The sequence below is a fragment of the Chitinophaga dinghuensis genome (genome assembly GCF_003259435.1).
In the GTDB taxonomy this organism is placed as follows: domain Bacteria; phylum Bacteroidota; class Bacteroidia; order Chitinophagales; family Chitinophagaceae; genus Chitinophaga; species Chitinophaga dinghuensis.
This window is the reverse complement of record NZ_QLMA01000012.1, coordinates 72,684-93,259: the sequence shown is the minus strand read 5'-3', so window position 1 is coordinate 93,259 and position 20,576 is coordinate 72,684. Positions and strand designations below refer to the sequence as shown.

17 protein-coding genes are annotated in these 20,576 nt (G+C 42.6%); 7 read left to right on the top strand and 10 right to left on the bottom strand.

Features of this window, described 5'->3' with window-relative positions; genetic code table 11:
• Positions 1-80: 80 nt before the first annotated feature.
• From CLV59_RS27765 to CLV59_RS27755, 3 genes are all read right to left on the bottom strand, one after another.
• A complete protein-coding gene (locus CLV59_RS27765) occupies positions 81-908 on the bottom strand; it encodes a glycoside hydrolase family 16 protein (RefSeq protein ID WP_245950973.1) in 828 nt (275 codons plus the stop codon).
• A 19-nt stretch (positions 909-927) separates the two neighbouring features.
• A complete protein-coding gene (locus CLV59_RS27760; protein ID WP_111595397.1) occupies positions 928-1,479 on the bottom strand; it encodes a 2OG-Fe(II) oxygenase in 552 nt (183 codons plus the stop codon).
• Positions 1,480-1,566: 87 nt separating this feature from the next.
• Entirely contained in the window at positions 1,567-2,433 is an 867-nt protein-coding gene (locus tag CLV59_RS27755) for a DMT family transporter (RefSeq protein WP_111595396.1), read from the bottom strand.
• Between the two features lie 301 nt (positions 2,434-2,734).
• Here CLV59_RS27755 and CLV59_RS27750 point away from each other — a divergent pair, with 301 nt between their 5' ends.
• The 4 genes from CLV59_RS27750 (at position 2,735) to CLV59_RS27735 (ending at position 11,823) form a co-directional block, all read left to right on the top strand.
• Positions 2,735-6,811, top strand: coding sequence for a DEAD/DEAH box helicase (locus CLV59_RS27750; RefSeq protein WP_146616339.1), 4,077 nt, complete (start codon positions 2,735-2,737; stop codon positions 6,809-6,811).
• A gap of 174 nt (positions 6,812-6,985) precedes the next feature.
• Entirely contained in the window at positions 6,986-9,772 is a 2,787-nt protein-coding gene (locus CLV59_RS27745; protein WP_111595367.1) for an outer membrane beta-barrel protein, read from the top strand.
• An 8-nt stretch (positions 9,773-9,780) separates the two neighbouring features.
• Positions 9,781-10,539, top strand: coding sequence for a GLPGLI family protein (locus CLV59_RS27740; protein WP_111595366.1), 759 nt, complete (start codon positions 9,781-9,783; stop codon positions 10,537-10,539).
• Between the two features lie 756 nt (positions 10,540-11,295).
• Positions 11,296-11,823 (top strand): hypothetical protein, encoded by a 528-nt coding sequence (locus CLV59_RS27735; RefSeq protein ID WP_146616338.1) that lies wholly within the window; start codon positions 11,296-11,298, stop codon positions 11,821-11,823.
• Between the two features lie 74 nt (positions 11,824-11,897).
• On the opposite strand, the gene CLV59_RS27730 is transcribed toward CLV59_RS27735, so the two are convergent.
• A complete protein-coding gene (locus CLV59_RS27730; protein ID WP_211324041.1) occupies positions 11,898-12,329 on the bottom strand; it encodes an acyl-CoA thioesterase in 432 nt (143 codons plus the stop codon).
• A 90-nt stretch (positions 12,330-12,419) separates the two neighbouring features.
• Positions 12,420-13,229: a helix-turn-helix domain-containing protein gene (locus CLV59_RS27725; protein ID WP_111595364.1), complete on the bottom strand. Its 810-nt coding sequence runs from the start codon at positions 13,227-13,229 to the stop codon at positions 12,420-12,422.
• 287 nt (positions 13,230-13,516) lie between these two features.
• Here CLV59_RS27725 and CLV59_RS27720 point away from each other — a divergent pair, with 287 nt between their 5' ends.
• The 3 genes from CLV59_RS27720 to CLV59_RS27710 all read left to right on the top strand — a co-directional run bounded on the left by CLV59_RS27720 (position 13,517) and on the right by CLV59_RS27710 (position 16,362).
• Positions 13,517-14,968, top strand: coding sequence for a M12 family metallopeptidase (locus tag CLV59_RS27720; RefSeq protein ID WP_111595363.1), 1,452 nt, complete (start codon positions 13,517-13,519; stop codon positions 14,966-14,968).
• A gap of 55 nt (positions 14,969-15,023) precedes the next feature.
• Positions 15,024-15,755, top strand: a complete 732-nt coding sequence (locus CLV59_RS27715; RefSeq protein WP_111595362.1) for a helix-turn-helix domain-containing protein — start codon at positions 15,024-15,026, stop codon at positions 15,753-15,755.
• Between the two features lie 64 nt (positions 15,756-15,819).
• Positions 15,820-16,362, top strand: coding sequence for a dihydrofolate reductase family protein (locus tag CLV59_RS27710; protein ID WP_111595361.1), 543 nt, complete (start codon positions 15,820-15,822; stop codon positions 16,360-16,362).
• A gap of 42 nt (positions 16,363-16,404) precedes the next feature.
• Here CLV59_RS27710 and CLV59_RS27705 read toward each other — a convergent pair whose 3' ends face one another.
• The 5 genes from CLV59_RS27705 to CLV59_RS27685 all read right to left on the bottom strand — a co-directional run bounded on the left by CLV59_RS27705 (position 16,405) and on the right by CLV59_RS27685 (position 20,544).
• Complete coding sequence (locus CLV59_RS27705) at positions 16,405-16,950, bottom strand: hypothetical protein (RefSeq protein ID WP_111595360.1); 546 nt, start codon at positions 16,948-16,950, stop codon at positions 16,405-16,407.
• 39 nt (positions 16,951-16,989) lie between these two features.
• Positions 16,990-17,427: a nuclear transport factor 2 family protein gene (locus CLV59_RS27700; RefSeq protein WP_111595359.1), complete on the bottom strand. Its 438-nt coding sequence runs from the start codon at positions 17,425-17,427 to the stop codon at positions 16,990-16,992.
• A 34-nt stretch (positions 17,428-17,461) separates the two neighbouring features.
• On the bottom strand, positions 17,462-18,148 hold the full coding sequence (locus tag CLV59_RS27695; RefSeq protein WP_111595358.1) for an RloB family protein: 687 nt from the start codon (positions 18,146-18,148) through the stop codon (positions 17,462-17,464).
• Positions 18,141-19,436, bottom strand: a complete 1,296-nt coding sequence (locus tag CLV59_RS27690; protein ID WP_111595357.1) for an AAA family ATPase — start codon at positions 19,434-19,436, stop codon at positions 18,141-18,143. Before CLV59_RS27690 ends, CLV59_RS27695 begins: the two co-directional genes overlap by 8 nt.
• Positions 19,437-19,560: 124 nt before the next feature.
• A complete protein-coding gene (locus tag CLV59_RS27685; RefSeq protein ID WP_111595356.1) occupies positions 19,561-20,544 on the bottom strand; it encodes a helix-turn-helix domain-containing protein in 984 nt (327 codons plus the stop codon).
• Positions 20,545-20,576 lie beyond the last annotated feature (32 nt).

Sequence of the window (20,576 nt, the reverse complement as noted above, 5' to 3'; positions counted from 1 at the left end):
CTGTCGACCGACAGATCATGGGTATTAAAAAACGCCCGCGAAGCGGGCGTTTTTTAATACCCATGCGGGCAAACGTCTTTTTATTGATAAACTTTTACCCAGTCTACGATCATCTGTACGGGTAAATCGGCAGGATTGATTTTTCCTACCCAACTGCCTCCCAACTGCTGATCAATGAGAATATAAAAAGGCTGATCATAGGGCCACTGGGAAGGATCTACCCCTGTAACTCTTGGATACGTGAAGGTATCCTTTCCATTCAGTTGAAATACAATTTTATCCGGATACCAGCTGATGCCAAAGGTGTTAAACTCCAGCGGATTCAGTTTAGCGGTACCAAAATGTGGCGGATGTTCCGTTTGTTTAAGATCGAGGGTATAGTAGGAGTGAGTAGTTTGATAAATGATACTGTCCCGGTTCAGGTGTTCCATGATATCAATTTCTCCGTTCCTGGGATATTTACCGTATTTATTCTGTTCTGCCAGCATCCACATGGCTGGCCAGGCGCCGCCGGCACATTCCAGTTTTGCACGGATTTCTATGCGTCCATATTGAAATGCAAATTTGCCTTTGGTCCAGATGCCGCCGGTGAGATAAGGTCGTTTATCCACTGAGGTATCAGGGTTGATAATGCCACGAAGGTAAAGGAGGCCGTTGTCCAGGCGATAGCAGGCATCATTACTGCTCATGTGTGCGTCCCAGGCGGACCCTCCTGGCGGGATGCGGGTCCACTTGGAAGTGTCGAGGGATTTTTCATTGAAGTCATCCTGCCAGACAAGCTTCCATTGCTTATTTTCACGCCCTTTTTTCTGGACATAAATATAATTCTTTGTGCCGGAGCGTTCCGTCACTTTACAGGCGCTAAATGCAGTAGCTGCAGCCAGCAGCACCATCAGGATTTTTTTCATTGTTCAACTGTTTGTCTTCCTAAATATCTTTATACATAATATCTGTGCGCAAAACATATTTCACGCCACTGTGCAGCAAACTGCCTTCATGCCTCAGCGGATGATAAAATATCAAAGCGCTGCCAGCTTCCGGACGTACTACTTCTCCGCTGTGAAAAACAGTATCTCCGCCTTCATAGCCGTCATTCAGGTAAATCAGGAAGGTATACTGACTGGCTTCGGACGTATTACGAACATAGCTGCCATCCATATGCATTTTAAAGCGTTGTCCGGGAGTATAGCGATAAAAACGCAGGAGTTCATTTAAGCCGGAAGCGCGGCGATTTTGTTTCCCTTCCGGAGCGAAAGGTGCAATACGCTCCCAGAGCCATTGTACATATGCTTCGTCTGAAAACATAACCCGCTCATTATTGCGAACACCTTTGATCATACGCTGTACGCCTCCGCCTACATCCACTTTGGCCTCTTCAAAGCCGATAGACTCGCTTCTGTCAATCAATTGCTGACATTCCTCTTTGCTGAAAAAGTTGCTGATAGTAAATATTTCCGGGGAATAATAATGTACTTTCATATATCCATCTTTGGGTGTAGGAAAGGTACCACATTTTTTGAGATGATAAAACAAGCAGGTACGTTTACCTGCCTGTTCTTAATCGATTTACCCCATTTTTCTGGACAGTCGCATCTGGAGAAAAACAGAAAGCAGTATCAGTAATAAACCTATATAGAAACTGATGTTGAGCTCCCGGTTTTCATCAAAGAGGAAAATGGCTAAGATAATACTGTATACCGGTTCCAGGTTGAAAGACAGATTAACAGTAAACGCAGAGATCTTCCGCAACGATTCCGCTATCATTACATACACTGCAATGGTACAGCAAGATGCCAGCAATACAAGATAAATAAGATCCATGCCGGTAGGCTTATAATGCAATCCCGGCATAGCATGCTGATAGAAAGGGATGAGTAAACCTATGCCCAGCGTGATTCCCAGCATTTGATGATAGTTGATCATTCCCGCATCAAAACGTTTGATCAACTGCTCATTGGTGAGCATATACGCCGCGCCTAATAAGCTGGAAATTGTACCTAAAATGATTCCCAGTCGGTATCCCGAATCAAAGTGAAATACCAACGCCACTCCGGCTACCGTCAGTAAACTTAATCCCAGTTCCGTGACAGATAACCGCGCTTTTGTGATGAATGGCGCCATGAGAGCGGTAAAGAACCCGGTTGTACAAAAACAGATAACGCCCACAGAAACGTTTGCATATTTGATACTGCCGTAAAAGAATACCCATTGTAACCCAGGCAACAGGCCGGAAACCGTGATGAGTAGCTGGTCTTGAAGCGTATATCTGGTAAACCTGCCGGTGGCTTTCAGTAAGGTAAATAAAAACAGGAAGGAGAATAAAGCCCTGTACCAAACAAGACTGACTTCATTCAACGAAATTAATTTGCCGAAAATGCCAGTAAACCCCGCCAAAAATATGGCTGTATGCAACAACAGAAATGATTTTTTCATCATTGAAAAATATAACCAGTTAGGAGGTCGATTATTGAAATCAACTCCAATTGTGATGTGTAATAAATTAAGTGAGAGATATTTGGGTTAACTAAATAGCCAGCAGCTACATTAAGACAATACGATTCATTCTCCCAGTCAAAAGGGAAGTCAATTGCTGATCGCGCCGGTTATTTAGTTAGCAGGAAACTACTACAACTACTGGCGGAGGTAATACGTTGGAGAATGATGGTTTACGCATAATTTCAAATGTAGCAAAAGATATCCGCTTCCGCAAGGTGGGGAGTAAAAAATACTATTTTTGCCACATATCAGCAGCAACGCTATGTTCGAAGATGTAAGATTCCAGCAGCAATATGAACGCCTCAGCGCGGAGCTTCGTATGATGACAGATATTCTGTCTGTTTATATGTATCCGGTAGATAAACCTACCCTCAATGCCGCAGTGCAGGCCATTGTGCCCACCATGCAGGCAGTAGAGGTGGGAGAGCTGCTCTTACAGCTGGCGGATCAGGACATCCTGGCGAAGAACTTTGCCGGGAATTACTTCCTTCCGCTGGAATATTGCCTGCAATTGTTTCCGGAAAATATCAAACAGGCAAAGTACCAGCATATGCTGCAAAAAGTGCCTGCAAACGATTTCAGTTTCTATAGCGCACATGCTGCATTGCAGGAATTACAACGCTTACTGGTAGCATATTTTATCGGCGACAGAACGTTGCTGGGGCCGCCGGTGAAGAAAATGGAACAACAACTGTCGGATTACCTCCCTTATCTTTCCTGCCTGGCGGGAAGAATTCCCTACCGGCCGTTATTGCAACATTTTAGTATTATTTCGGCAGATGCCATCTTCTCACAAGCAATAAGGTTTCAAGAGCAGCAACTGCAGCCAGTTTCGCTCCTGCGCCAATTACAGGAAGAGCTGCATCGCTTTAGTGCGTCGGTTGTCTGCCCTGAAATAAATTTACTGGACGGACATATGTCCTCCATACCTGATCCTTCCTCCGCAGATGATTACTTTGCGCAAGCAGTATGGCTGTTGTATCACGATACGCCTGCAAAGGCAAAGCTGGCCTTTGAACAGGGGATGAAAAAGCAACGCAGCAGCGATAAAAAGAACATTATTCCTACTTCGCCAATATTTGCTTTTTATCACGCTATTCATCTTTGTTTGCTGCCAACAGTGGTGGCAACACCGTTGATGCAAAAGATCACTGCTCATTACGAACGAAAAACAACGCCGGCCATTGTACCGGCCGTCTCCCTGTTATATTTACATCTCGGAAAAAGAGAACGCGCGGAAAATCTGTTGGAGATCCTCTTTGAAAATGCTACCAAAGAGCCAGATAAGCGACTCATGGCCTTTCTGGGCTATTGGGCACTGAAATGGTACCATCCGGCAAATAAGTTGTTGTTATTATATCAGCCCTCTTTGCGGATGCTGTTAGCCAAAACGGTTGCCAATGGTTATCTGTTACCCGCTTTTGAATACCTGTACTATACCCGCGATGAACAGTTTGATGGTTATCAGGAATTGTATGATGCCTTTTCATCCCAAACTGGTCTGCAACCTTTGGGGGCTTCATCAGAGCAGGTGCCGGAATGGGAGCGAGTCCTGAATACGTTGTTGTCGCAGGAAGAAAAACAAAAAGAAAAAGCCGGTGCTACTGCAAGAATTGTCTATCTCATTGATATGGATCAGTACACGGTGCAACCGGTACTGCAGCATCATAAAGAAGCTGCGGGCTGGAGCCGTGGCCGGCAATTGCCATTGGGTTACCTGAAAGATGCGCAGGCAGAGGGTATGACCGATCAGGATTTTCGTATAGGCGCTACTGTTCAAAAGGTGAGCTTTTATAATGCCGGCACTGATGGATGGTCTTTTGCACCAGGCGTATGGAAGGAACTGGCAGGGCATCCGCTGTTGTTTAATATGTATGATGGAGAGACGCCAGTCGAAGTGACCACCGGCAGCCCTGAAATCAACGTTATTACTACCGCCAGAGGGTTTTCCTTTGGCAGCAATGTACATGATTTTAATTCGCCGGTCATCTTCCTGCGGGAAGGTACAAACCGGCTGAAGGTGATATATGTGAGCCAGCGACAGCAATATGTGTTGCGTACGCTCAACCAGTTGCAGTCTGTCCCTTTAACCGGCCGCGAAAAACTGAACAATGTATTGGAACATTTATCTGCTTCGCTCACGATCCATGCGGATATGCTGGATACGCCCATGGATATACGAAGTATTAAGGGAGACACGAGGATCGTTGTGCAGCTACTGCCTCTCCACACAGGATTGAAAGCGGCCTTTTTTGTAAAGCCTTTCAGTACTGATCCTCCTTATTGCAAACCCGGACTGGGAGGCAAATCTATCCTGGGTATCATGAACGGAGAACGTTGCCAGGCACGCCGCGACCAGGAACAGGAACTGGCCAATTACCAGCAATTGTTACAACTGATCCAGCAGGAGGTGGTCCAGGAGCTGGAAGAAGATCAGATTATCTTCGAAGATCCCGCTGATTGCCTACAGCTACTGGAAATAATCCGGCTGCATCCTCACCTCGCCGTGGCGGAATGGCCGGAAGGAGAAAGGTATAAAGTCCGCACCGCAATAGATCTGTCACAACTGCATATCGCCATCAAAGAAAAAGACCATTGGTTTACCTGTGAAGGGCATGTGCAGCTGGATGAATATACGGTGCTCTCCCTGAAAGAATTACTGGAGAATACCACGCAGCGGAAAAACAATCGCTTCTATACCCTTAAAAACGGCGAAATCGTTTCCCTGACAGAAGGTATCCGCAGACGTTTGCAGGAGCTGGCCGCCTTTACCATCGCCGACGATCAGGGTATCCGGATACGTCCGGTACTGGTACCGTTTGCATCCGAAGCACTGATGGACCTGGAAGCTGTACAAACAGATCTTGCCTGGCAAAAAATGTTGCAACAATGGGAGGCTGCCAGGGCCATTACAGCGCCTGTCCCCGCCACATTACAAACATCTCTGCGCGCCTATCAGGAAGAAGGTTTCCGATGGATGGTTCAACTGGCCTCCTGGGGAGCCGGCGCTTGTCTGGCAGATGACATGGGATTGGGAAAAACCGTACAGTCGTTAACGTTATTACTCCACAGAGCCGCCGCCGGCCCTGCACTGGTAGTATGCCCTGCGTCTGTATTACCCAACTGGATAAACGAAGCCGCTAAGTTCGCCCCCACACTGAACTGCATTGACCTGAGTACTGGCAATCGCGCCCATATCATCCGCGATGCTACAGCCTTTGATGTCATTATCACTACCTATGGGTTATTACAATCTGAACGACAGCTACTAACTAGTAAATCCTGGACAACGGTTGTATTAGATGAGGCACATATTATCCGTAATCCCCAAACCCGTACAGCAAAAGCGGCCTATGCACTGCAAGCCGGATTCCGACTGGCACTCACAGGTACGCCAGTGCAGAATAATCTGGGGGAAATATGGGGACTCTTCCACTTCCTCCAACCAGAACTGTTGGGGAGCCAGGAGTTCTTCAACAAACAGTATGTATTTCCTGGTTTGAGGAACCCGGAAAGTGCAGTGAAGAAGCAACTGAAGAAATTATTATCTCCGTTTATGCTTCGCCGTACCAAAACGGCCGTATTGGAAGAGCTGCCACCAAGTACAGAAATCGTTAAGCTGGTGGCGCAATCCCCGGATGAAGCGGCCTTCTATGAAGCCGTGCGCCGCAATGCTTTGGAGGCGTTACAATCGCAGGAAGGAAATAATGCACAGCGACATATCAAAGCATTAGCAGAAATTACGAAACTGCGACTGGCAGCCTGTCATCCTAAGCTGCTGGACAGCAGCCTGGAGATCAGTTCCTCCAAACTGGAAGTATTCCTGGAAGTCGTGGACGAGCTGATAGAAAATCAACACAGAGCGCTGGTGTTTAGCCAGTTTGTAATGCACCTGGACCTGATTAAAGCGGCCTTATTGCAAAAAGGTATCCGTTTCCTTTACCTGGACGGCAGTACCCCCATTGCTACCCGGGCTAAGCTGGTACAGCAATTCCAGGCAGGAGAGGCAGACCTGTTCCTGATAAGCCTCAAAGCAGGTGGATTAGGGCTCAATCTCACCGCCGCAGATTATGTGATCCACCTGGACCCATGGTGGAATCCCGCGATCGAAGAACAAGCTTCTGACCGCGCCAGACGTATCGGCCAAACCCGGCCAGTAACCGTATATCGACTGGTAACCATGCATACGATTGAAGAAAAAATCCTTACCCTGCATCATACCAAACGGGAACTGGCAGATCAACTGCTGGAAGGAACCGATAAATCATTACAACTTTCCGCTGATGAACTGATGCAGCTGTTAAAAAGTTACTGATGCCTGATTGCAGCTAAATTGTGTAATCATATTTCCTCTACATGATAAGTAGACTGTTATTTAACAGATGTTTATCAGGCATGATAATAATTAGCTCCAAATATTTATGGAATTTTGGCCCCGTTGCATCTGAAAAAGTGACTGTGCTATATTCCTAAACTCTGTGACCCGTTAATGAAAAAATTTACCGCTGTCCTGTTCATGCTGTTTGTCATACATACGGCTATGGCCCAAAATTCGATAGTAAAAGGTACTGTGACGGATACCCTAAACCACGTACAACTGGAGCATGCAGTGGTATCCGTATTACATGCTAAGGACTCCATTCTCTACAAATTTCAGCGAACAAATGAAAAAGGACATTTTGAAATCAAAGATCTAAAACCCGGCAAATACCTGGTGATGATTAACTATCCCAAGTTTGCCGATTACGTAGAGTCGATCACGTTAGCTGATTCCGTCGTTCATAATCTCGGCGCTGTTAAACTGACGCAGAAATCCAGACTCCTGCAGGAAGTGGTCATCAAGCAGCAGGTAGCTGCTATCCGCTTCAAAGGAGATACCACAGAATTTAATGCAGATAGCTTCAAAACGGCCGCCAATGCGAATGTAGAAGACCTCCTGCGGATTCTTCCGGGAATATCTGTAGATAATAAAGGACAGGTGACCGCCATGGGGCAGAAAGTAAAAAAGGTGTTGGTAGACGGAGAAGAATTTTTTGGAGACGACCCTACGCTTGTCACAAAGAACCTCCGCGCAGATATGGTGGACAAGGTACAGGTATTTGACAAGAACAGCGATCAGGCCGACTTTACAGGTGTAGACGATGGAGAGAAATCCAAAACCATTAATATAACGCTGAAAGCAGATAAGAAGAAAGGGTACTTCGGGCGAGTCAATGCCGGAGGCGGCACGGATGGGTATTTCGATACCCAGCTGATGTTTAATCTATTCAAAAACAAGCAAAAATTTGCTGTGTATGGAATAGCTGGCAATACCAATAAAGTAGGCCTTAACTGGGAAGAAAGAGAAAAATTTGGTCAGGGAGCGGCGGATAATGTGAGCTACGATGAAATGAGTGGCTACTATGAATATTCCGGCAATGGAAATGACGGCTTTGGCGGATGGGAAGGCCAGTTCGATGGACAGGGATTCCCGCTGACGCAAAATGGAGGCGTACATTATGAAGATAAATGGAATGCAGATAAACAACGCGCCAATGTGAACCTGAAAGCAATGCGATTGGGAGTAGAGCAATGGAGTAACAGTATGCGCCAGCAAGTGCTGAACAATAGCGTACAGTATTCCAATGATAGCAGTACCTCCAGGAATGTTGCGAATAAAGTGAGAGGAGATGGTATGTACGAGTGGAAAATAGATTCCTTTTCCACTGTAAAATTGAATGTTCAGGCCGGAAGAGAGAACAGTACTACTTTCTCTAATTCGCATGGAACAGTAATGAATGACCTCGGCGAACTGTTGAACGAAAGTACCAATAAAACTTCCGGTTCCGGTCAGAAGGATATGTTTGGAACTAACCTGCTCTGGAAGCAAAAGTTTAAGAAAAAAGGACGTACGATTTCCCTGAATCTGGCGCAGAACTATGATAAGAATAACCGGGACGGATTCCAGCTATCCCGTGCGGACGTATATTCCAACGGCGCTTTGGATACAACCATGTTGGTAGATCAGCATAAAATCAATAATGGAGAATCGATGAACGTATCGGGGAATGCCACCTATACGGAGCCTTTGGGTAAATATTCCCTGCTGCAATTCAGCTATGGTCTCATCGTTAATAATAATCATTCCGGTAGAAATTCGTTTAATATAGATGGCTCTGGGAAATATTCGATGCTGGATTCCCTTTACAGTAATGACTTTACCTTTAGCGTATTAACAAATACAGGCGGACTGGCCTATAATTTTAATAAGAAGAAAATCCGTTTTAATATAGGCGTTTCCGTTGGACAAAGTAATCAGACGCAAGAGAATAAATTTGCCAATACGGTATGGAAAAGAAATTTTGTCAATTGGAATCCGAGACTGCGATTTACCTATACTTTGGGGCAACAGCGCCGGATCTCCGTTTACTATAATGGTAATACCAATCAGCCTTCCATTAATCAGTTGCAGCCACTGGTTACCAATGATAACCAGATCAATGTTTACGTAGGAAATCCCAACCTGAAGCCTTCATTCTATAATTACCTAAGTGCCACTTACAGTGATTATAAAGTGTTGACCGATCGCAATATTTGGCTGAGCCTAAACTACAATACCACCTTCAATGATTTTAGTTCGAGCAGCATAACTGATGCGGGAGGCCGGACTAAAACCATGACGGTGAACACCAATGGGAATGAACGATATTCCTACTATTATGGTTTGTCGTGGAAAGTGAAGCCGCTGGGCGTATCAATAGGCGTAGATGGTAATGGAGGACTGAGTAAAAGAATGAATTTCGTAAATGGAGAAGAGAATAAATCCCGCACTTTTAATGCCTCCAATTCCCTTGCATTCTGGAAGTATAAAGAGAAGGTGATCAACAGCCGCATTTCCTTTGGCGCTGAATATAACTCCAGCGTATCCTCCATACAGACGGCCGTAAAAACAACTTACTGGACTTACAATATAAACGGAGACGTGACAGTATACCTTCCAGGAAAGTTTGAAATATGGAATGGGCTGGAATACTTTATCAGACCCAAAACAGCATTCTTCCCGGCGAACGATATGCCTATTTGGGGCGCCGCGCTTACTAAGAAATTCGGGAAGAAGGATGTCTTTTCTGTGAAAGCAGCTGTAGAGGATATTCTGGGTAAACGTGTGGGGCTCGACAGGAATATGAATGCCAATACGGTTTATCAGAATACTTATGGCATCATTGGCAGATATGCCATGTTATCGTTTATCTGGAATTTCAACAAATTTGGAGCTGGAACAGCTGCCGCTAAATAAGATAGTTTATGAAGACAAAATTTCACGTAATACTGTTCTTACTGCTATGCAACGTATTATGGGCGGCAGCACAACAGTCCATGTTTATAACGCACGGAAAGATAGAGTATGAACGTAAAAGAAATGTACACGCCATCATTGATGCCATGTCTGGCGAAGATGATGGAGACTGGAAAGAGCTGATGAAGCAATCCACACCAAAATTCACGGTGAATTATTTTGATTGCTGGTTCACAGATAGCCTTACCCTATACAAGCCAGGCAGAGAGAATCCGGAGAATGGACCCAACAGCAGAGAGTTTCCGGCAGATGATAATATCGTGTATAACTTATTAGAAGCAGGTAATACAATTACCAAGAAAAGAATTTTTGAAACTACATACAGAGTAGAAGATAGTTTGCGTACTATACAGTGGAAGATTACGGAGGAAACGAGGAATATTGCGGGTTTTGAATGCAGACGTGCCAATGCGATTATCATGGATAGTATTTATGTGGTAGCATTTTATACAGATCAGATTACCACCACTGGTGGGCCGGAGTCTTTCACGGGATTGCCAGGAATGATTTTGGGAGTGGCATTGCCGCATGAACATGTGACCTGGTTTGCCACGAAGGTGTTGGTAGAAGAGATTGCGCCTGGACAGTTAAAGCCTTTTCAGAAGGGAAAGAAAACGACTAAAAAGGGCCTGCATGATGATTTAGCCCGGGCGCTTACTGATTGGGGGAATTATGGCAAGCAATACATAAAGAATGCAGAACTATAAGGGTATCTGTATTCATGGTAAAAATGCCTCCTCAAGGAGGCATTTTTTATTTCAGGAGATTGTTTGATTGTGGATAAATATATTTATTTGGTGGATAAAAAAGAACCCATTAAATTTGGAGTCCTACGAAAATAATTAGAATAACTCCTGAGCATTTAACCGCAAGCATCATTTTAAATTCTTAATCGGAAAATTAGCCTGTATCAATGTATTTAGTTATATGTCAAATAAATAATTGATAAAAGACACTTCTTTTTCGTAACGTGGAATTATAATGAATGAATGCGGAGTGTTCCCACTCCGCAAATTTTTTCAGACACAACATTTTAATGGCAAATATGAACCTGGAATGTGATAGGTAATGACCTGTTGTTGGTATATATTGTTGATTAATAAAACGTATCCTTATGAAAATATAAATCTACTTGACAGAGATCTACAGCCGCAATGTCGTTTCAAATTCAATGTAACCGTAGTGTTTAAGGTTGTTTCCGCTTATTTGAGCAACGATACATCACAGCGTGCAGGATTTTCATCAAACAGACTGGACCGGGAGTAAGGTGTGTAACATTACATCGGCATCTGGTAATCATGTGAAGCCCTCATTTATTTTGACCCCGGAAGAACAGCAGCAAAAAGCAGTTACAACAACGGTGACATCGTAATGTATTTAAGTCAGGCCCCGTCTGGCCTGGGGTGATATGCGCCTTTTCGGCGATGGATCTCAAGTAACCGATCACCATAAAACACATCACTATGAAAAATTTGTTTTGTTTATTCTTTGTTATGTTCGCCGCTATGGGTCTGCATGCACAGACAACACCGGTAGTCATGCCAATAGAGGAAGAAGATATCATCAATGAGATCTTCGGCAAAAACAAAGATGCCCTAATGCAGGATTATTTGCGCATTTCACCCGTTGAAGTAAGAGCCTTTCGAGAAGCGTTGCTGGACTATGAAACAGAGAAACAGCCCTGGCAGGCAGAACGTATGTCCTTGTTACGAATGTACAATGAAGAATTTACTTCCCTGGACGAAAGAAAATTGAATTCTCTCACCAAACAAATCATGGCAAATGACCTGGAATATAGCCATTTGCAAATGCGTTATTTCAGAAGAATGAATAAGTTACTGGGAGCTACCCGCGCTGCAAAATTTTTCCAGCTAGACAGCTATTTTGAACAGTCCACCAAATCTTATATACAGAACAACTTACCTTTTATAAAGGAGTTGGAAGCCGACCGGCAGATATATTTCCGGGATAAGCCGGTTTCAAGCCGCTGATTGTTCCTCAACAATAGGAAAGTCCGCCCCATATGCCTTTGGGACGGACTTCCTTTTTTAAATGCATTATTACCTTATTCTTCCACGTAGTCTTCACTATAAGGAAGGGTGGTGAACTTCTCCTGCAATTCCTGCGGCAATGCCCCCAATTTTCTCTTAACAGTATCCATCCAGGCGCCGTCCACATTAACAGTAGCGGCCTTAACCCCATCCTGACGGAAGATCTCATGTCGGATAGACCAGCGGGTACCATCCTTTCTTGATTTTGAAATCCGACAGCTTACCTTCACATGATCATTAGGGCCTACTTCCCGGTGATAGATGATTTCTTCGCGGAACAAGATCGGCCCCAGGTGGAGGGAGAGCAGATCCCTGGCCTTGATACCCACGTGATCCAGCATATTCAGCCTGGCCTGGGCGGCAAAGTCGCCATAAGCAGAATGCCGCAGATGCATGTTCGCATCTAATTGCGCCCAAATGACGGGTCCTTCAAAAAATATATCCATTCTTAAATTTACGAAAACCGGTTGATATGAAAGTCATCCCCATAGCAATGCGGAGGCTTCTTACTCCATTAAATAAACCTGGATATTCTATCATGCTATAATGCTCCTGATCGGCGGATAGTGAGCAGGCGAGCTTCCTGAAAACCTTTTGAAATCCTTGATGAAATGGGCCTGGTCAAAGTAATTGTATTGTAATACCAGCTCCTGCCAATCCTTGAATTTATGGCTCTTGATATCGGCCAGCAATGAATTGAAGCGAATGATCCGACTGTATAATTTGGGAGACACGCCCACTTGTTCCTTGAATTTATACTCCAATACCCGTTTTGACAGACATACTTTCTGTGCTAACTGCTCAATGGATATACTCCCCTGGTTGGCCGTTATCAATGAGCAGGCATGGCTAATACGAGCAACATCCATCTTCTCATTTTTTGTAAGCTGGTGTTCCAGCCAATCATCTACCATTTCAATCACCCTGTAAATATTATCCCCGGCATCCTCAATCTGCTTCAACAGCGGATGGATTGTAGGACCTAACATATCAGACAAGGATGTTCCATGTTCATCAAAAGAACCATCCTGCGGAATACCTAATAATTTATAGGCGCCATAAGGCTGGAAAATAACATGCAGTACCTTCTTAGGAGAGGCTATTACCTGGTAGAAACGAGGGTGTGTAAATTGATGAATGAAATTAAACCTGGTATGTTTAATAATGCTTGTCTTACCTACTTCTGTGCATACCACCGCATTGTCCAAACTAAAACAGAGAATGGCTGCCCCAATAGGATACATACTGGTGATAGCATTCGAAAATCCATTATCGTACGTACTAACCACATATCCGGCAACATACCTGCAGAGCGATGGACTGGGCTGAATATAGGGGAGAGACATATATCCGGGAATTTTATCAAACGTGGAATGGAGAGAATTACGCTTTTTTACAATTTTAGTAGTGGCACAATGTATAACTTCGATGCTTAATCCCCAAGACGACGAATATAATAACCGATCTGTATTTGATTGTTACGCACTGAGACCCCAATATAAAACGAACTGTAAATATCTGTATACCCGCTGCTGCTACAATATCAGTTGTACCCAGTCCCCTGACATTATAGTGCAGACTGTAATGCATATTAATTTGTAATCCCCCAATCCATAAACATTTATTCCTTATTATGAAAAAGATCATCCTGCAATTATGCTTCCTCGTTCTTCTTACAATCGCTACAGTACCATTGCAAGCCCAGGTGACGCGCGCAGACAGTAGTTCAGAAATCCTGCAAAGAACCGCGACAGCGCCTGCTGCCATTAATTTGAAAAGGTTACGTACTTCCGCTGAGTATTTTCGGCCTGATTTTGAAGTGCTGCAACAAGGAGAATATTCCATTATATCTCTGCGACTTCCAGGGAACAGCGCTGCAAAAGATTATTATGTGAAAAAAATAGGAAGCAAGCTTTATTTGAATGGCGACATTATAGTACATGACTTCAATCTGATGAGTACCCTCAGCTATACTACAAATAATAATTCATATACATGGCCCGACGGAACAGTCCCTGTAATCCTTGATAATTCTGTGTTTGCATCGGATTATTATGTTATTATCAAATCCGCTTTGGACTATTTTAATTACCATACAAGTATCATCTTTAAAGAGAGGACAAACGAATCCAATTACATTATTATTTCGTGTATTGATAATGATGGTAGCGGAAAGGCAGGAGCTTCTCCAATAGGCAAGGGTGGAAGTGGTGGTAATAAAATAGAGCTAATTAAAGACGCATTTTCCAGAGGGACCGTCATACATGAATTAATGCATGCATTGGGCATATATCACGAGCAATCCAGATCCGACAGAGATAAATATGTTGAAATTAAGTTTGATAATATAAAAGCGGCTGCGAAGCATAATTTTCAAATAGAGCGTGATGGTATAGCAAGAGGCGCTTACGATTATTGTTCTATCATGCATTATCCCGCTTTTAATTCCTTTGCAATAGACGAAACAAAGCCTACCCTTGTTTGTAAAAATAATGGGGTCATTGTTGCTTGTCCGGGATGCGTCGGTAATAACGATGAACCTACCAGAATGGACCTGGATGGACTGGATGCTTTATACAGAGGGGCAGGTGTGAGCAGGGCTCCTTATAACCATCCTTTTGAGTCGGCAAATGTTCCTATCTCCGGTTGCATTGGTGTAACAGACCTTAGTATTGTGGATAAATGGAAGGCTTATAAAGGGGCATTAGGCGATTGCAGATCTGGACTCATTAATCTCGGTATTCTGGCAGCTAATCTGGTCCGCTTTGAGCATGGAGCGATATACCACTCTACACATGGTGTCAATGTGGTTTATGGCGATATTTATAAACACTTTGTAGCCAAGGGGTTTGTTAGGTTTGGTTTTCCAACTTCGGATGAAGAGGATATCCCCGTTACCTTTTCCGGCTGGAGAAGATATGGTTACACTCGTGTGAGTAAATTTGAGGTAAGGACCATTATATGGGGACCCAGGGTCGGAACTATGGACTTACTGAATGCAGATTATGTTGCAGGCCCCCTAACCAGAGAGCAACTAAAATTACTGGAACTGCAAAGAACGGAGCCTATCAGACTTCAACATTAATTATATATGAGTATAATTTCCAGTTAATTGTTACTTTTATTTTCATTCCTGAACGATGAAATATATTGAGTATACACCTTGTCTGGAACTGGGAACCTATATCCATTCTTTTTGGGAACTGAAAGGAGAGGGAAGTGACCATCAATGGGAACGGATATTTCCAGACGGATGCCCGGGCATAGTTTTGAACCTGGGAGACACGTGCAAAACAGACAGCGGCGCGTCTTCCATGGACTATGGTAAAACCTACATAGTAGGCGCCATGAATACCTTTAAGGATACTTTTATTGATAGAAACACACGTCTTCTGGGCGTGTGTTTTAAACCAGCTATGTTCTCGTCTTTTTTCAATTATGCATCCCAGCATGAATTAACCAATCAAACAGTTGAATTTGGAACTCGGTATGCATTTGATATGGGTAAGTTGCACCAGTCGCCGGCACCTTATTTGAATAGTTTTTTCCTGGACAGAAGAAAAACAATCCACCCGTTGTTACAATCAGTGCTGAAAGATATCCACGGATGTAATGGAGATGTAAATATATTCGAAGTGGCTAGAAGAAATTATATAACTGTCCGGCAACTGGAGCGACATTTTAAAGCGCATATTGGCTTAAGTCCAAAGGAATATGCGAAGATTATTCGATTCCAGTCGGCCCTCACCATGATGAACGCTAATCATCCACGGAAGTTATCTGCTATAGCATTTGACTGTGGGTTTTATGATCAGTCGCACCTGACGAATGAAATAAAAAAGTATACTGGTTATACGCCTGCTCAGCTATAATTTTGTCGTTTTTTTCCAATAGATAATTGGAGCCTTACTTTACTTTTGTTGAAAAGTTGAAAGTATGAAGAAAGTCATTTTGAATATAGCCGTAACCCTGGATGGGTTTATTGAAGGACCGAATGGAGAAGTGGATTGGTGTATCATGGACGATGATATGGATTTCGGCGGTTTTCTAGCCAGTGTTGACACCATTTTTTACGGTAGAGTGAGTTATGATGCCTGGGGGAGTTTCCAACCAGATATGAATGCGGCTCCCGTGGAAAAAGAAATGTGGGAAGGTATTCATGCAAAGGATAAGTATGTTTTTTCGCGCCAAAACCGGGAGCATGCACATGTTACCTTCGTTCACACTGATATCATCAACCAGGTGAATGCTGTCAAACAGCGGGGTGGTAAGGATATCTGGCTTTACGGTGGCGCGCGTCTCATCAAAACATTTATACAAGCTGGCCTCATCGATGTTTATCGAATATACGTACATCCGGTAGCGCTAGGCACTGGTAAACCTTTGTTTGAAGGCTTAGATGCGCGAGTAGGTTTACGCTTGACAGGAACCCGCGCATTTAGATCGGGAGTAGTGGAGCTTACTTATGAGCCGCAGTAATAAGTAGTGTTTTTATATTGTGGGAAAAGGAAATTTTTTCCACTAAAAATTAGGATTGGTACTATTGATTACATAATTATTGTAGCCTTTAAAATTTTGAAAACTATACCCATTGGCGGTTTTAAAGCCAATCGCAAATTCTCCTTGTAGATCGTCCGTCGATAGACGTAATTCCTCTGGAACCGGAAAATAACATTCAATAATTTCAGCCCCTTTTGCCGGAACACTAATCGGTGAAAGGGGTTCATCATTGGATTTATCAAAACTTCTATGGTTTCGATGTGCAGTTAAATTATATTCCTTGAAGTGTCTATTGAATAATATTCTTACTGAAAATATTACCTGTTGTACACTGGATAAATTTTGTACCACTGCTTTTACGTGTATCTCTTCTACTTTATCCTTTCCGTTAAGTACACCTTCAATAACATACGATTCCGAAATATAATCTATTAAGAATCTAACCTCTTTTTTCTCTTCTTTCCTATTCTTGTAATTCGTTAGTAAATTGGCCAGGAGTGTGCCTAATAAGCCCATTAAGCCACCTACAAGACCGCCAATAATGGCTGCCTGCATTTCTATCTTCATTTCTATCTTTTTATTTCATAAATCAATATAGGGTAGTACTTACTGGCCTTGCATTTTCCTGGTGGCCAATGCGGGTAACGCTGTATTTCCACTTTGCTGACTGAAATTGAATGTTTGAGCATTAATTAACCAGGAGCCGTTTATCAATAGGAGATGGGTATGATAGGCGCCTTCTACTGTCCAAACTTCCGTGCTGATGAAGTGATCGGCTTTTCCGTAATATTCGGCGGTGGCTTCGTTTCCGTTTATGCTCACTGAAAAATCAGAAAGCTGATGGTGCGTATTGTCGAAGCCCGGCAGGAAAGCAGCCCATGCATAGGTAATATCATCAGGAGATAGGGTAATTGCGGGATTGCCTGTCATAGATGAGTAGTCCAGTAATACCGTGTTATTCATGGTGGACTTCACCTTTTCCCAGTTTCTTTCATCTGCGCCGGCAAAAAGGGTTTTGATTTGTTGGATGATTTGGGTTTCCATTTGTGTATGTAATTATTTGGGAAATGAAGATAGTTTATCTCCGTAAGTTATTATTCAACTCCATCACCAATTCATAAACTAATGTCACTGGATTTCTTTGATGATAAGGGAGATGCTGCTGGATATCGAATAATTTCTTTGCCCTTTGAATTGCTTTTTTCTGGCAGGCGAGGGCGTCTTTCTCCAGGAGAGTATATATTTTCTGGCAAAAATCGTATTTCTTGCCATCTCTGATATAGTTTATATTGAATTTGTTTCCTAATTCTTCATAATAAAATGTACGTAGTTCCTGGGTTTCTGAATGATTATAATGCAAATAAAACCATAGTTCGAAAGCGTCATTGGAATAAGCTACTTTATATCCATTTTGTATTGCCTTATCAATTGCATTATCAAAATCTGCAAACTCATCTTCCCCTCTTTTAACATCCATATCAAAAACGCACCAAACTTCATCATACTTCTCAGGGAAATTACAAAGCAGTTCTGTCGTTGTTTCCACCAATTTTAACTTTGATTGCCCTTGAAGATTGATGACCTTGACCCTGGCGCCCAACACCGGAAAAGATTTTATGTATAGTTCTTCCGTCTGGCCCTCGCAGGTTATCAGAAATGTCTTGTTCTGTGGAATAGTTTCAATTCTATATTTGCTAGGTTGGGCTTTTCTATTCCATGCTTTATCCTTATCTGTAACCTTAATAGCTCTAGTACTCTTAGGCATTATCCTGATTTATTAAGTTAGAGAAGTCGCCCAAAAACGGGATGGCGCCATACTTACCTTGAATGTAATCTTTTTCAAGAGATGCATTGTTTCTTATCCCTTTTAACTCCACCAATGTGTAAAGATGACTAGCGCCATATTTGTCTTTCTCAACAAAATCAATTTGATCTCTTCTCAATAAGTCGGGTGATAATAGATTCGTATCATGTGTAATGAAAATAATCTGAGCATTTGGGTTCTGCGAAGAATTATATAGCTCAACAATTTTTCTAGTTAACAATGGGTGGAATCTGGCATCAAATTCATCGATAATAAGGGGAAAACCTTCCTTTAAGGAAATATAAATATAGGGACTCAATCCAAACATTTTTTTTGTTCCCTCAGATTCCTGTACTTCAAAGGTGAATTTGGTGATTGCTTCAGGCTCAGATTGTGCATTATATCTGGTTCTACTTGAAACAATGATTTTCCCTTCCTTAAGATCTTTTTTCAGATTGTCATCCATGTGGTCAGGTAATTCCTCATCAACGACCTTGAAAATGTCAATATTTTCAATCCCTACATCCGCCTTATTTAAGAAATTAAGAATAAATTGTTTGACCTCTGTATTTTCTAATGACATTCTTGCCAAATTGAACATCCCTTTGTCAGACAGTCCGCTAACAAATAAAATAGAAGAGATGAACTTCACAATTTTCATGGACAATTTACCAAAACCAAAAGATGCTAATGCTGATAGAAATAGGGAGTTGCTTCTGAAAATTTGGCCTTCAGTATTTCCTTCCATCAATGTGATCGCTTTGTGCCCTTCTTCGAAATGTTTTTGATTGATATTGACGATAGTATCATCCTCTCTGATAAATAAAGGTTGTTCCCGTTTATTAGGCGTAGAAAATAGCCATTCACTTTTTATAGAGATGCCATCTGTTTCAAAGCCATATCTATATCGCACATTTTCCATTCTGAATATAATTTGGAAAAATGAAGGCTTTTGAAGGGTTTCAGTAGAAAGCTGAAATGGCAAAAAAATATTAAGAGAGGTGTTGTCTTTAACTGACGAAGAAATAATACTACAAAAAGCCATCAATGCCTTGATAATATTGCTTTTTCCACTAGCATTCGCGCCATAAACAGCTTTAGCTTTCAATAACTTTACTTCTTCGTTTACAGAAACAACGTTATCAACATCCAGGTCAGGGTTGATTGATTTGATCTTGGCGGCAGTCATTTTCAAAGTCTGGATATCCTTGAATGACCATAGGTTACCAAAGCTAAATTCTTCAATCATATATTCTTATTTGGATTGTTGCAGATTTTATGCAAAAATAAGAATAAGGATTTAAATTGTTGATATTTTATAATATAGATTTGTAGCGAATTATAAATTAATATATTTTATATTTATACGCTTCCTATCGCCATCTCCCTGGTGTAACCCCATACCTCTTCTTAAACGCCTTATTGAAATGCTGTACTGAGGAGTACCCTGTCAGCAGTGCAATATCAGCGATGCTTTTCTCTTTGGCTGTCAGTTCTCTTACAGCCATTTCTAAGCGACTTTCCGCCAGATAGCCGAAAACAGTGTTACCAAACATCTCCTTAAATCCGTTTTTTAACTTAAACAGGTTGATTCCTGCGATACGAGACAGTTCCGTTAATGAAGGAGGTGTGTCCATGTGCTCCAGCAGATATTCCCGGGCAAAGACAATCCTTTCTTTATCATAATCTGTTTTGATAATCTTATCGCAATCAGTGCGACTCCTTTGATATGCATCGGCCTGTAGTACCAGTAGTTCCAGGCACTTGGAGTAAAGGTACATCTGACGGATACCGCCATTATATGGGCAACTTCGTATATGCTCAATTGTTTGGGCCATATTGCCATCGATGTAAAGATTCTCAGTGGAGAAGGCACAGGAGTTGCCGGTATTCATCTGAGCGCCGAAGTGTTGCAGCGATTCATTAGAATCCTTTATCAGTTCATGGAACTTGTCTACCCTGTATTGTATCATGAATATTATCAGCCGGGTATCGTGACTTTTAATCAGGCCACTGCTTTGAGGGGCGTAGAATATGTTGTGTTGATAGTTTCCTAGTACAAATTCTTTCCCATACACGTCTACGTCATTGCCTACTTCGCCGCGGAGAATGAAGCATTGTGTTACCAGGTCCAGATCTGCTCTCCACTGAAAATGCATGTCCTTCTTGAAATTCCATTCAGAGTAGCCGATCCGTATACCATCGAACCAACAGTTCTGAGACTGTAACTCCATTTCCGGCGTAACAAAACTGATATTCTTCTCTGTAAAACCTGGAGAGTTGTAGCCATCTTTAACATAGCTGTTGGCAAATAAGGATTCCAGTTTATCCGTGTCCGTGAATACCTTTTCGTTCATAAAAGCATTTGATAGGGATGTGAAAATACTTG